The sequence below is a fragment of the Streptomyces sp. XY006 genome (genome assembly GCF_002237655.1).
Classification (GTDB): Bacteria; Actinomycetota; Actinomycetes; order Streptomycetales; family Streptomycetaceae; genus Streptomyces; species Streptomyces levis.
Map to the genome: position 1 here is coordinate 274437 of NZ_NOKT01000001.1, position 13281 is coordinate 287717.

Below are 13281 nucleotides of genomic sequence, written 5' to 3' on the forward strand. Positions count from 1 at the left end.
ACCACACCCACCTCCCTCCGCCCCCCCGGGCACTTCGAACCCCCTCCCGAAAGGACTTACGTGGTCACCGCAGCACAGCAGACCGCATCCGCCCCCGACGCACCTCGCACCTTCCCCAAGGGCTTCCTGTGGGGCTCCGCCACCGCGGCCTACCAGATCGAGGGAGCAGCCGGCGAGGACGGCCGCACTCCGTCCATCTGGGACACCTACGCCCGCACCCCCGGCCGGGTCCGCAACGGCGACACCGGTGACATCGCCACCGACCACTACCACCGCCGCAGCGAGGACGTCGCCCTCATGGCCGAACTCGGCCTGGGCGCCTACCGTTTCTCCCTCGCCTGGCCGCGCATCCAGCCCACCGGCCGCGGTCCCGCCGTGCAGAAGGGCCTGGACTTCTACCGGCGCCTGGTCGACGAACTGCTGGAGAAGGGCATCAAGCCCGTCGCCACCCTGTACCACTGGGACCTGCCGCAGGAGCTGGAGGACGCGGGCGGCTGGCCCGAGCGTGCCACGGCCGAGCGGTTCGCCGAGTACGCGGCCCTCGCGGCGGACGCCCTCGGCGACCGCGTGAAGACCTGGACCACGCTCAACGAGCCCTGGTGCAGCGCCTTCCTCGGCTACGGCTCCGGCGTGCACGCCCCCGGCCGCACCGACCCGGTCGCCGCCCTGCGCGCCGCCCACCACCTCAACCTGGGACACGGCCTGGCCGTCCAGGCCCTGCGCGACCGCCTCCGCGCCGACGCCCAGGTCTCGGTCACCCTGAACATCCACCACGTCCGCCCGCTCACCGGCACGGACGGCGACGCCGACGCCGTACGCCGGATCGACGCGCTCGCCAACCGGGTCTTCACCGGTCCGATGCTCAACGGGGCCTACCCGGAGGACCTGTTCAAGGACACCGCCGAGCTGACCGACTGGGCCTTCGTCCAGGACGGCGACCTGGCACAGATCCACCAGCCGCTGGACTTCCTCGGCGTCAACTACTACAGCCCGACCGTGGTCTCCGAGTCCGACGGCCGCGGCACCCACACCTCCGACGGGCACGGCAACAGCCCGCACAGCCCCTGGCCGGGAGCCGACCGGGTCGCCTTCCACCAGCCGCCCGGCGACACCACCGCCATGGGCTGGGCGATCGACCCCAGCGGTCTGTACGACCTGCTGCGGCGACTCGCCGCCGACTTCCCCGGGCTGCCGCTGGTCATCACCGAGAACGGTGCCGCCTTCGACGACTACGCCGACCCCGCCGGCCAGGTCAACGACCCGGCCCGGATCGCCTACGTGCGCGGCCACCTCGCCGCCGTCCACCAGGCGATCCTGGACGGCGCCGACGTACGCGGTTACTTCCTGTGGTCCCTGCTGGACAACTTCGAATGGGCCCACGGCTACAGCAAGCGCTTCGGCGCCGTGTACGTCGACTACCCGACCGGCACCCGCATCCCCAAGGCCAGCGCCCGCTGGTACTCCGAGGTGGCCCGCACCGGCGTACTCCCCGGAGCCTGACCGGTCCGGTGCGGCACCTCCGTCGCCCCACGGGGTGCCGCACCGGACCTCCGCTCCCGTCCACCACGTCGTGCGTTCCGAGGCCGACGGCCCCCTGCCGCCTCTCTGGAGGCACGGGCCAGTGCAGTATCGTCCGAGACCTGAACGCGCTGTCGAACCGGGCCACCCATCTCAAAGGGGGCCGGGACGTGGGAAGTTCGAGGGGGAGCGGAAGGCATGGCCCAATTCCTGAGACCCTCCACACCGCAGTTCGCCGTCGACGTCCACCAGAACGCCTATCTGCCCGAGGGCGGCCGCGAGGTCGACGCGATCGTCACGGTCACGGCGACCGGCGGCCCTGCCGCCGGCGCGCACCCCCACCCGGCGGCGTCCGCGCATCACGCGGCGGTGGCGATCATGGTCGACTGCTCCGGTTCGATGGGTCACCCGCCCGCCAAGCTGCACGCCGCCAGGGCGGCGGCCGCCGCCGCGATCGACGCCGTGCCCGACCGCGCGTACTTCGCCGTCGTCGCCGGCACACAGCACGCCACGGAGGTGTACCCGGGCGGTGGCACCCTCGCGGTGGCCGACGCCCGCACCCGGGGGGAGGCCAAGTGGGCGCTGCGCACGCTCTCCGCGGGCGGCGGCACGGCGATCGGCGCCTGGCTACGGCTCGCCGACCGGCTGCTGCACTCCGCCGACGTGGAGACCCGGCACGGGCTCCTGCTCACCGACGGACGCAACGAGAACGAGTCCCCGGAGGACCTGCGCGCCGCGCTGGACGCCTGTGCGGGCCGGTTCACCTGCCATGTGCGGGCGGTGGGTACGGACTGGGCGGCACAGGAGGTCGACGGCATCGCCTCGGCGCTGCAGGGCAGCGCCGAGGCGATGCCGGCCGACCCGGCCGGTGCGGCCGACGACATCACCCGGGTGATCACGGAGGTGACGGGCAGGGGGGCCGTCGATGTCGCGCTGCGCCTGTGGACGCCCGTCGGCACGGAGACCGTGTTCGTCAGACAAGTCCTGCCCACCGTCGTCGACCTGACCGGCCGGCGCATGGAGGCCGGGCCGCGCGCCGGTGACTACCCCACGGGCTCCTGGGGCGGCGGTGAACAACGCGACTACCACGTCCGTCTCCGGGTCCCCGCGGCGGACGTCGGCCTGGAGATGCTGGCCAGTCGCGTCTCCCTGGTCACCCACGCGAGCGACGGCAGCGCCCACCCCACGGCTCGGGGTCTGATCCGTGCGGTGTGGACCGACGACCCCGCCGCTTCCGCCGCGATCGACCCCCGGGTCGCCCACTACACGGGACAAGCCGAGCTGGCCACGGCCATCCAGCAGGGCCTCGACGCCCGCAGAGCCGGTGACGGTGCCGAGGCCCGGGCCAGGCTGGGCCGCGCGGTGCAACTCGCCGGTGCCCTGGGCGAGGACGGCATCAGCAGACTGCTGGCCAGGGTCGTGGACGTGGTCGACGCCGCGACCGGCACGGTCCGGCTGAAGCCGGAAGCCGCGGACACGGACGAGCTGACCCTGGAGACCAGCTCGACCAAGACGGTCCGCGTGGTCCCGTACCCCGGCGCGACGAGCCACGGCGGCGCCCCGGCACAGCACGGCCCGCCCGGTCACGGCCTGCCCGGGCGGCCGGGCGGCGGCGGTGCCGGACACGGCGGGGAACCGCGTTTCCTGCAGGCGGAGTTGGTCGAGCAGGCGCCTCCGGGACGCGAGGTGCCCCTGCACGTCCGGGTCACACGCGGGTCCGGTGACGCCGGCGTGGCCCTGCGCGGTTTCCCCGTCACGGCGGCGGGAGCGCGGCTCCTCATCACCGTGCACGCGCCCGGTCTGCTGGCCCTCGGGGATCTGCAGCAGGTGCTGACGGTCCATCCCGGTCAGGACTCGCACTGGCTCCAGTTCGGGCTGCGCACCATGAAACCCGGACTGCACACCGTCACCGTGCGGGCCTTCCACCAGGGCACCTTCCTCGGCGAACTGCGCGCACAGGTCTCCGTACAGCCCGGCACGCCGGCCAGGGACGGCCTCCCGCGCACCGCGCCCCTCACCTCGCTCGCCTTCGACCCCGGGGAGGTGACCCTCCAGGTCCTCAAGGGCGCGGACGGCGCCTACAGTTTCCAGCTCCTCAGCGAGACCACCTACGCTCCCGAGTCCTTCCGCCTGCTGGCCGGCGACTCCCAGGGCGCGCGGGAACGGATCTACGACGAGCTGCGACGCACCGCCGCAGCGGCCGGGCAGCCCGGCGGCACCGATCAGCACGCGGCCCGGCGCCGGCTGGTCAACCTGGGGGTGCAGCTGTGGGCGACGGCGGTGCCCGACGCCGTGCGCCGGCAGTTCTGGGAAGAGGCCGGGCACGTCACCTCCCTGACCGTGCTCGGTGAGCACGACGTCGTCCCCTGGGAGCTGCTGTACCCCCTCGACGGCCACCAGGAGGGCGACGGTTTCCTCGCCGAGTGGCTTCCCGTGGTCCGCCGCGTCTTCGGACAGGACCGGGTGCGCGAACTGCCTTTGTCCACAGCGGCGTTCGTGGTGCCGCCCGGCTCGCCCCCCGAGGCGGAGCGCGAAGTGCTCGCGCTCCGGGCCAGGCTGGGCGCTGCCGTGACCGACGGCGGCACCCTGACCCGACGCGCCGCCGTCAGCGACCTCATCGACGAAGGGCTGCACGGGCTGCTGCACTTCGCCTGCCACAACTCCTTCACCAGCGCCGGCTCCCACGTCACCATGGCGGACGGCCCCTTCGACCCGATCGACCTCGCCTACGCCACGCACTCCGGAGCCCTGCGCACCACCCACCCGCTGATCTTCTTCAACGCCTGCCGCAGCGCCGGAGAGATCGACTGGTTCTCCACCAGCCTCGGCTGGGCACCGCAGTTCCTCCGGGCCGGCGCGGGCGCGTTCATCGGCACCCTGTGGCCCGTACGGTCCGACTCCGCGCTGCTCTTCGCCGACACCTTCTACGCGCAACTGGTCACCGAGGGACGGAGTCTGGGGCAGGCGTCCCTGAACGCGCGACGTGCGCTGCGCGACCACGGCGGGGACCCCACCTGGCTGGCGTACGCCGTGTACGGCAGCCCCGCCGCCCGCGCCGCCACGCCCGGGACGTCGGCCCCACGGAGCTGACCTCCGGTCCGGGATCAGGCCCACGCGCCCGACAACCGCCGTGTCACCACGGCGCTGAGGGTACGGACGCCGTGCACCGAGCCCGGGTCGATCCCGGTGAGTTCGCCGACCCGGCGCAGTCGGTAGTCCAGCGTGCGCGGGTGGACGTTGAGCGCGGCTGCCGCCGCGCCGCGCTGCATGTCGTGGCGGTAGTAGGCGTCGAGCGTGGTCACGAGGTCCGGTCCCGGTTCGAGCCGTCGGGCCACCGCGCGCAGCCAGGCGTCGACGAACGGCACGTCGGAGACGCCGAGTTCGACGAAGACGTCCGCCACGGTGCACGGCCGCACCCGGCGGGACGGCTTCCGCAACGGCGCCGATCTGCTGATCCGCCGGGCCCGTTCCAGGGCGTCGGGAAGGTCGTCGAGCGGCGCGGCGGCGGTGCCGGCGGCGCAGGGGCGGCCGAGTGCCTCGGCGAAGTCCCCGACGAGGTCCGCCGCGGCGGCGGGGGCGTCGTACCGCCGCACCTCCTCGTCGGCGCACGGGACGACGGCGATCAGCTCGCCGCCCCTCGTGCCGTGCTCCGGGCACCAGACGGCAGGCACCCGGTGGTTCCGCACGAGCGTTTCGATCTCGAGGTGCAGATCACGGTCGCCCGCGGGGCGGTCCGGCACGCGGATCACCGTGACGGCGCAGTGCGCGGGGAGTTCCAGGTCCAGGGCGGTGGCGAGGTCCGCGGCGAGGGCGTCGCCGGTCAGGAGCGACCTGGCCAGCAGGGCGACCTGTTCGACGTACGGCAGCCGGCGGCGGAGCACCGTCACGAAGCCCTGCCGGTAGGCGACGATGCCGCGGTCGCCCTGCGGGGCGAACCAGGCCATCACCTGCATGAGTTCCTCGACATTGCGACCGCGCAGGACCTCGGCCGCCTCCTGGATGTCGCGCAGCATGAGCATGGTGTGCAACTGCAGCACCTGCTGGCGTGAATCCGAGGACATTCCGGCTCCGGCCCGCACCTCGCCGATGGCCGCGATGTAATGAAGATCCTCGGCGCTCAGTTCGCTGTTGTCCGGAGACAGTTCGATCGTGCGCCGCCGCAGCCACACCGAGTATTCCATCGTCTCGGCCCGGGCACGCGGGTTGGTTTCCCACGAACGGAACTCCGGAATCTCACGCAGATACGTCTCGACCTCGCGGCGGGCGTTGGTCGGCGCCTGCCGGGCCAGTTCGGCGAAGAGGCTCCCCATGGGTGGGAGCCTGCCACCGCAGATGAGCGGGTCGACAGGCGAAATCCGGACGCGCTTTGTCACTTCGCGTGAATCGGCGATCTCTGCTGCACCGGGCATTTGTCATGGTGCGCAAAGTTCCCGGATCCCAGCGGTGTGGTGTCCCGATCCGGTTGTGGAGCTGCGGTGCGGGCAGCTAAACAGGAGTCGGCAACCCACCGGAATTCGCACGCGCAGACATATGTATCGCGCGTGCAATTTCGCACGATGATATTCGATCGAAGGGGAGGGGAACACCGATGAAACCGATGAAAGCCGGAATCAGGAAGAGACTCGCGGCGACGGCAGCGGTCCTGTCCGTTTCCGCGGCACTGCTGGTGAGCGCGCCCGGCACCGGTTCGGCCGCCACCACCGCGACCCCCAGCCTGAGGGCCTTCGGGCTCACCGGCGACGGCACCCTGATGGCCACCTTCACCACCGACCGGCCGAACGTGCTCGACTGGGTCCGCGCCGTCACCGGCCTCAGCGGCGACACCAGACTGCTCGCCATCGACCACCGGGTCCAGAACGGCCTGATGTACGGCCTCGGCGAGAAGGGCGGCCTCTACACGATCAAGACCCCGCCCCAGACCACGGACGTGGTGGTCACCAAGGTCTCCCAGCTGCAAGTCCCGCTGTACGGCACCAACTTCGGCTTCGACTTCAACCCGGCTGCGGACCGGCTGCGCATCGTCAGCGACAACGGCCAGAACCTGCGGCACAACCTGAACGACCACACCACGGTCGAGGACACCACCCTGACCACGCCGCCGCTCACCGGACCGGCCCGGGGCGTCACCGCGTCCGGCTACACGAACAACGACCTGGTCGCCGCCACCGGGACGGTGCTGTACGGCATCGACACCACGACGGACAACCTCGTCCTCCAGGCGCCGGCCAACAACGGCACCCTGTCCACGGTCGGCTCCCTCGGCTTCGACGCGCAGCCCAACGCGGGCCTCGACCTCTTCAGCCAGCTGACCAACGGCAAGACGACCTCGGTCGCCGGCTTCGCCTCGCTCACCCCCTACGGCGCGAGCACCCCGACGCTCTACAGCATCAACCTCTTCACCGGGGAGCCCACTGCGATCGACCGGTTCCCGCTGAACATCACGTCCCTGGCGATCACCCTCACCGGGAGCTGACGCCACCGGCCCGCAGGTGGTCCGCCGGACCGTGCACGCCCGGCGGGCCACCGTTCCGCCGGGCGGACGCGGCGCCCGTCACGGCGTCGGCGGCTGCGCCGCGCCACCTTCCCCGCGGTGAGCGACCCGGCCCAGCGATCGGTCGGCCAGGCAGAGGACCAGGAACGACGCGGCCACACCGGTCAGCATCCACGCCATGGCGTGCAGTCCGGCGTCGGTGGCCCCGTCGTGGAAGAACACGGCGGTCGCCGCCGCCGCGAGCAGAGCGCCGATGTACATGAACGTGCGCAGCAGCCCCGCGGACGCGCCCATGCGGGCGGGATCGGCCTGCGCGTACAGGGCGTTCTGGTTGGCCAGCCCGATCAGTCCGTGCGGGATGCCGACGACCGCGCTGAGTGCGATGAGCAGCCACGGCGAAGTGTCGGCACGGAGCAGCAGCAACGCCGCGCAGCCGAGGCACTGGAAGAGCGCGCCGACGACGAGCTTCCCGCGCACCCGGCCCCGGCGTCCCGTCAGCGCGGTGACGCCGATCGCGGTCGCCGACAGCGGCAGCAACAGCAGACCGGCCTGCGAGGCGCTGAGTCCCCGGCCGTCCTGAAGCCACTGGCTGAAGCCGTAGAAGAAGGCGTACGCGGTGATGTGGGCGAGGCACTGCCGAGTGAACGTGACGAGCAGCGGTACGTTCCCGGCGAGGACCCGGAGATCCAGGAACGGCTGGTGCGCGCGGAGTTCGCGGTGGACGAAGACGCAGCCCGCGGCCAGGCCGAGCACGGGCAGGTACCAGAGGGCGGCTGCCGGGGCCATCAGGAAGACCATGAACGCCGTCAGGGACCCGGCGAACCACAGCATGCCCGGTACGTCGACGTGTGACGCGCCGACCGAGGGCGTCCCGCGCGGCAGCCGCAGGGCGCCCAGGACGAGGCACATGAGGGACAGCGGCACGTTGACGGCGAAGATCAGATGCCAGTCGCCCGCGCCGATCAGCAGTCCGCCCAGGGCCGGGCCGACGACCGCGACGACCTGGTTGGAGATTGACAGCGCGGCGAGGACGCCACTGGGGTTCTCACGGCCGGTGCGCTCGGACTCGGAACGCAGCAACGACATGGCGGCCGGGAACGCCGCCGACGTCCCGAACCCGAGGAGCACGCGGGAGGCGACCAGCACCCACAGGTCGGGGGCGAGCGTGCCGAGCAGTCCGGCGAGACCGGCCAGCGCGGATCCCACCAGATAGAGCCGACGCGGCCCGAACGCGTCGACGAGCCGGCCGATCACCGGCTGACCGACGGCCGTCGCGAGGTAGAGGCCGGACACCAGCCATGCCGTCTGCGACGGCGGCACGCCGAAGGCGCGGCCGATGGGGACCAGCGCGACCGCGAGCATCGAGGAGTTGACGGGATTGAGAACCGACCCCAGGATCAGCGGAGCGATCAGACGTCGGTCGAATCCGCCCCGCTCGGGCCGACGGCGCCTCACGGCCGGGTGACCTCCGGCGCACGGGGCCGCGGGGACGCGGACACATGGGCTTCGAGGAACTCCTGCACCACCGGCAGGACCTCGACGTGCCGATGGCCGGTGCCGGGGACGATGTCGAGACGTGTGTCGATGCCGTGCTCGCGCCAGTTGGCTCGCAGCGCGTTGATGCGGTCGATGCGGTGGGTCCCCGCGGGCGCCGTCCCGTCCCCGTCGGGCGCGAGTTCGCCCGCGTCGGTGTCGTGCTCACCGATGACCAACTGCACGGGCAAGCCGCGCAGAACTGCCGGATCGGCGTCGGTGCCGAACTGTTCCGCCATGTCGGCGGTGCCGCGCCACCAGTGTGCCGTGGGGTCGAGGAGGGTGACGCGCCCCGGGGCACCCACCGACAGCGACGCCAGCCGGCCGGGGTGGAGGTAGGCGAAGCGGTGGGCGAACTGGCCGCCGCCGGAGAAGCCGTGCAGGTGGAAGCGGTCCGTGCGCACATGCCAGCGCGCGGCGACCGCGTCGACCATGTGGAGCAGGACTTCGTCGGGGCGGAACCCCGCGGGGGAGAGCAGCTTGTAGCTGTCCACGTCGTTCGGACCGGTGATGCCGGCGGGGAAGAGCGGGGAGAGGACGACGCAGCCGAGGCGTTCGGCGAAGCCGGCGAAGGCGTCGCGCAGGGTTTCGGCGCGGCGTCGTGTGCCGTGGACGGTGACCACCAGGGGCAGGGGCGGGCCGTCGGGGGTGTGGTCGGTGGGGACGTAGAGGCAGTAGGAGAAACGAGGGTCGGGGGCGAGGGCGAAGAAGGGGGTGGCGCCCGTGAGGAAGGCGACCCCGGGGTGCCCGGCGGGCAGGTCCCAGGGGGCCAGGGGGCGTTCGGCGGTCATGCGGGGCGCTCCTCCTCGTCCCGGTTGTTCCGGTCGCTCACGACGAGGTCCATCAGGGGGCCGTACTGCTGGCCCGCGTAGCAGTCGCTGTCGCGCAGGTCGCCCTGGACCGTCGGGCGGGGCAGGGAGACCTTGACGGCGAGGGCCAGGGGGTGGTTGACGAGCAGGACGTCGGCCGGGTCGGCGCCGTAGAGGCGTGCGAAGAGTTCCCGGTCGAGGAAGCCGGTGGCCACGAGGGCGTCGTAGGCGGCCTGGTCGTGGCACATGAAGTCGAAGGTGAGGGTGAAGGGGCCGGCGTTCTTGGAGCGGACCAGAGAGCAGTAGTCGAGCAGGGTGGTCATGGGTCACAGCTCCTCGGTGGTGGTGCGGAACAGTTCCGTGGGGCCGACACCGGTGACCACGTGGTTCAGGGTGAACCGGTAGAGGGGGCCCCGGTCCGTCTCGGGCGGGGAGTAGGGGTAGGCGAGGGTGGAGACCAGCCCGTCGTACTCCGGTATCGGCAGGTGGCTGCAGGCATGCGCGACGAACGTGGCGACCGCGTGCGCCGTCGCCTGGTCGGGTGCCGTCACCGTGATGAGGACACCCAGTTCGCGGGGGCGCAGCGGTTCCGGTTCCACGGCGGCCAGTACGGCTCCGTCGCCGTAGAGACGGAAGTCGATGTCGACGTCCTCGGGCCGCACGGCGCCGCCGAACACGTCGAGGATCTTGTCCGCGAAGTACTTCCTGGCGAAGGGGAGCAGTTCGGGCAGGCGGCGGATGACGACCTGGTCGCGCACTCCTCCGACGATGACGGTCTGGTAGCCGACGAGTTCGGCGCCCTCCAGCTTGTTGCTGTAGCCGTCGGCGGGAACGAAACGCGCTCCCCGCACCCGGACGGTGCGTTCGTCGATCGCCTCGTAGGTGGCGTCGCGGGTGTCCAGCGTGCCCGACGGCTCCGCCACCCGGTACGGGTCGGCGTTCTCGTACAGCGTGTGCGCGGCGACGGACCGGGGCGTGAGACGGCTGGCCTCCGCGAGCGTGGTGACGTCGAAGTGGTCGTCCCGCAGGTGGACGAGCAGGCCGTTCGCGGACGGGGGGATGGCGCAGGCGGCGCCGCACTCGATGGTCTTGGCCATGTGCCAGGTCAGGCCGGGGTCCGCGCCGCGCATGTGGGGGAGCGCGGCGAACAGCGCGGTGTCGCTGGCGCGCCCGGCGAGGACGACGTCGCAGCCGGCGCCCAGCGCCTCCTGGATGGGTTCGACCCCCATCATGGCGACGGTGTGGCTGCGGGCGAACAACTCCCGGTCGATCTCGGGAGCGTGCGGCAGCGGTCGGAGACGACCGGCTTCATAGAGGTGCCGGAGACGTCCGGCCGGCTGGTCGGAGTAGATCAGGGCCATCCTGAAGTGCAGGTTCTCCGCCGCGGCGATGTCGCGCACGAGAGCGGCGACGTGGTCGACTCCCGTGTCCCGGCCGCTCGTTCCACAGGATCCGATGATCAGCGGCACGCCCAGTTCCGCACGCGCGGTGAGCAGCAGGCGCAGATCGCGGGCGACGGCCTGGGCGGAGAGCTTGGGCCGGCCCGAGCCGAGCGCGGCCGGCCCGGAGTCGGTCGATCCGGCGTCGCACGCGATGACGTGCGGGCGGGCGGCGACGCCGCGCCGGAAGGCGGCGGCGTCGAAGCCGGCGCCGAGTGCTCCGGTGGGAGCGAGGATGCGCAACTCCATGGGGTTCGTGTCCTTCGCGAGGGGTGACGGGTGACGGTTCACTGCGGGGGAGGGGGGACGCGTCGGGCCAGGCGGGTGAAGACGGCGAAGGTGATCGCGGCGAACACCGCGCCGTCGAGGAGCATGAAGCGCCAGCCGGTCGCGTCGACGGTGAGGCCGAGCAGGGCGGGGCCGAGTGCCGCGCCGGTGGACGAGGCGACGGTGTACAGACCGGTGTAGGTGCCCAGGACATGGCTGTTGGGGGCGAGGTTCCACAGCGAGACGAGGGCGTTGACGGCGAAGGCCGCGTAGCCCACCGAGGTGATCACCATGGAGACGGCCGTGCCGGGCACCGTGGGGACGGCGAAGCCGATGAGCAGGCCGACGATGAACACCCCCACGCCGTAACGCATGGCGCGTGCCTGCCCCAGCCGGGACGAGGCGTAGGCGAGCGGGATGACGCAGAGCAGGAACGCGACGGCGCCGGGGAGCGCGAGCCCGCCCGCCGAGCCACGGGACAGGTGCAGCACCTCGGTGCCGTACGGGGTCAGCAGCGAGCGCAGGGCGGACCACATGCCGGAGAAGCAGAAGATGCCGAGCATGAGCAGCGCCCGGGCGCGGGACGGGTCCCGCACCATGTCCTTGACGACCGCCCAGGGTGATGTGAAGTCGGCCGACGGCTCGGGCGGCGCGCCCGGGTCCACGGCGCGGTGCCGTCGGCCCAGGAAGAACCAGGACGTGGTGAGCAACAGCAGCATCAGCAGGGGCGGGAGGGCGAACGCCAGCGTGATGCTGCGGTCGACGACGAGGAGGCTGATCAGGGAGGAGACGACGATCGTGAGACTGACCCCGGCCTTCACGAAGCCCTGGGCCTTGCCCCGCCGGGAGGGGGCGACGTAGTCGGAGACCAGGGTCTCCGTGATGCCCTTGAACGCGTTGGCCGTCGCCGCGAAGCCGACGACGCAGAGCAGGAGCAGGGGCAGGCCGTGCGTCCACGGGATGAGAGCGAAGGGCACCGAGGCCAGAGCCGCTCCGGTCAGGATGATCGCCCATCGGCTCTTGCCGTTCCGGGCGCGTCGATCGGACAGGAATCCCGTCCAGGGCTGGATCAGGACCCCGAGGACGTTGTCCATCCCCATGATCAGTCCGACGAGACCGGCGGAGGCGATGTACTGCCTCAGCTCGGACGGGACTTGGGCGTCATAGAAGTTCCACACCGATTCCTGGGCGAACACGGCCAGGGACACCCACAGGACCGTCCCGGCGTTCAACCGCCGCCGGGCGGTGGGCGTTTCCTCGGGGTGGTCGACCGGGGTTTCCTCAAGCGGCTCGGACTGAGGCGCGATGTCGGGCACGGCGGCTCCTTTTGCCATATGCCATAGCACGTACGTGGTGGGTCCACCGCTCCGGCCGCCCGGGGATCGCTCGGGCATGCTCGCGGGCGCGGGATGGGTCTGTGCTCGCTATTTGCTATAGCGTGCGGGGTGAGCGGAAGACGGCTTCGCTGGCGCTCAGTGCGAGAAACGCGCCGTGAGCAGGGAGGAGCTCGACGCCCGACTGTGCGCGTTCATCAACTCCTCCGCCCGCCTGCCGTCCCCGGCGGCGATGGCGTCGTAGATGGCGCGGTGCTGGTGGTAGCGCGCATCCACGGCGCTGCGCCGTTCGTCGCCGACCTCGGACAGGACGGTGTCGCGTCGTTCGTCCGCGCCGAAGGCGTCGACCATGTCCAGCATCTGAAGCAGAGTGGCGTTCCCGCATGCCTGGTCCACCAGGCTGTGGAACTCCCGCATGCAGTGCAGGATCTCCTCGATCAGCCTCCGCTCGTCGTCACTGCCGGGAGTCACCTCGATCACCTGGCCGCGCAGGCGGTCCGCCCGGTCGAGGGCGGCCCGCATCTGCCGCCTCTGCGCAGCCGTGGACTTCTCCGCGGCCAGCCGGGCGGCCAGCGCGCGCAGCGAGTCCCCGATCATGGAGAACTCCCGCAGCTCCTCCTCCGCGTACTTCGCGATGCGCACGGACCGTGGACCGGTCCGCTCCACCAGCCGGTCCTGCTCCAGGCGGCGCAGTGCTTCGCGTACCGGCGTCGGGCTGATGTCGAGCGACTCGGCCAGCCCCCGCTCGGTCACCTTCTGGCCCCGTTCGAGGACGCCCGAGACGATCGCCTCACGGATCGCCGTGTACGCCTGGTCGCCCAGTGTCGCGGAGACCGTGAGCTGCGGAAGCTGTGCCATGCGCAGTACCGTATTTGCTACAGCAGAATTGT

At 71.9% G+C, this 13281-nt stretch carries 9 protein-coding genes and 2 pseudogenes; 4 read left to right on the plus strand and 7 right to left on the minus strand.

Annotated features, from left to right (window positions below; translation table 11 throughout):
* Nucleotides 1-60: 60 nt before the first annotated feature.
* The 3 genes and pseudogenes from CHR28_RS01290 to CHR28_RS38890 all read left to right on the plus strand — a co-directional run.
* Nucleotides 61-1500 (plus strand): GH1 family beta-glucosidase, encoded by a 1440-nt coding sequence (locus CHR28_RS01290; RefSeq protein ID WP_094051512.1) that lies wholly within the window; start codon nucleotides 61-63, stop codon nucleotides 1498-1500.
* A gap of 216 nt (nucleotides 1501-1716) precedes the next feature.
* Nucleotides 1717-3048: pseudogene (locus CHR28_RS38075) on the plus strand (VWA domain-containing protein); the annotation flags it as partial.
* 990 nt (nucleotides 3049-4038) lie between these two features.
* Nucleotides 4039-4608, plus strand: a pseudogene (locus CHR28_RS38890) (CHAT domain-containing protein); the annotation flags it as partial.
* Nucleotides 4609-4622: 14 nt separating this feature from the next.
* Here the strand turns inward: CHR28_RS38890 and CHR28_RS01300 are convergent.
* Entirely contained in the window at nucleotides 4623-5828 is a 1206-nt protein-coding gene (locus tag CHR28_RS01300) for a PucR family transcriptional regulator (RefSeq protein ID WP_094051514.1), read from the minus strand.
* 287 nt (nucleotides 5829-6115) lie between these two features.
* On the opposite strand from CHR28_RS01300, the gene CHR28_RS01305 reads away from it, so the two are divergent.
* A complete protein-coding gene (locus CHR28_RS01305) occupies nucleotides 6116-6991 on the plus strand; it encodes a DUF4394 domain-containing protein (RefSeq protein ID WP_094051515.1) in 876 nt (291 codons plus the stop codon).
* 78 nt (nucleotides 6992-7069) lie between these two features.
* On the opposite strand, the gene CHR28_RS01310 is transcribed toward CHR28_RS01305, so the two are convergent.
* The 6 genes from CHR28_RS01310 to CHR28_RS01335 all read right to left on the minus strand — a co-directional run bounded on the left by CHR28_RS01310 (nucleotide 7070) and on the right by CHR28_RS01335 (nucleotide 13249).
* Nucleotides 7070-8410 (minus strand): MFS transporter, encoded by a 1341-nt coding sequence (locus CHR28_RS01310; RefSeq protein WP_094051755.1) that lies wholly within the window; start codon nucleotides 8408-8410, stop codon nucleotides 7070-7072.
* 50 nt (nucleotides 8411-8460) lie between these two features.
* Nucleotides 8461-9333, minus strand: coding sequence for a PHB depolymerase family esterase (locus CHR28_RS01315; protein WP_094051516.1), 873 nt, complete (start codon nucleotides 9331-9333; stop codon nucleotides 8461-8463).
* The gene (locus CHR28_RS01320) at nucleotides 9330-9674 is read right to left on the minus strand and encodes a DUF4387 domain-containing protein (protein ID WP_094051517.1); all 345 of its coding nucleotides are present in this window, start codon (nucleotides 9672-9674) and stop codon (nucleotides 9330-9332) included. The genes CHR28_RS01315 and CHR28_RS01320 overlap by 4 nt, the downstream gene beginning before the upstream one ends.
* 3 nt (nucleotides 9675-9677) lie before the next feature.
* A complete protein-coding gene (locus CHR28_RS01325) occupies nucleotides 9678-11039 on the minus strand; it encodes an acyclic terpene utilization AtuA family protein (protein WP_094051518.1) in 1362 nt (453 codons plus the stop codon).
* A gap of 38 nt (nucleotides 11040-11077) precedes the next feature.
* Entirely contained in the window at nucleotides 11078-12373 is a 1296-nt protein-coding gene (locus CHR28_RS01330; protein WP_256984057.1) for an MFS transporter, read from the minus strand.
* Nucleotides 12374-12529: 156 nt separating this feature from the next.
* Entirely contained in the window at nucleotides 12530-13249 is a 720-nt protein-coding gene (locus tag CHR28_RS01335; protein WP_094051520.1) for a GntR family transcriptional regulator, read from the minus strand.
* Between the last annotated feature and the right edge of the window lie 32 nt (nucleotides 13250-13281).

What these genes read in the sequence shown, in the direction of transcription:
- CHR28_RS01300 (WP_094051514.1), bottom strand. Translation starts at nt 5,828, where the DNA reads ATGGGGAGCCTCTTCGCCGAACTGGCCCGGCAGGCGCCGACCAACGCC.
- CHR28_RS01305 (WP_094051515.1), top strand. Translation starts at nt 6,116, where the DNA reads ATGAAAGCCGGAATCAGGAAGAGACTCGCGGCGACGGCAGCGGTCCTG.
- CHR28_RS01315 (WP_094051516.1), bottom strand. Translation starts at nt 9,333, where the DNA reads ATGACCGCCGAACGCCCCCTGGCCCCCTGGGACCTGCCCGCCGGGCAC.
- CHR28_RS01320 (WP_094051517.1), bottom strand. Translation starts at nt 9,674, where the DNA reads ATGACCACCCTGCTCGACTACTGCTCTCTGGTCCGCTCCAAGAACGCC.
- CHR28_RS01325 (WP_094051518.1), bottom strand. Translation starts at nt 11,039, where the DNA reads ATGGAGTTGCGCATCCTCGCTCCCACCGGAGCACTCGGCGCCGGCTTC.
- CHR28_RS01335 (WP_094051520.1), bottom strand. Translation starts at nt 13,249, where the DNA reads ATGGCACAGCTTCCGCAGCTCACGGTCTCCGCGACACTGGGCGACCAG.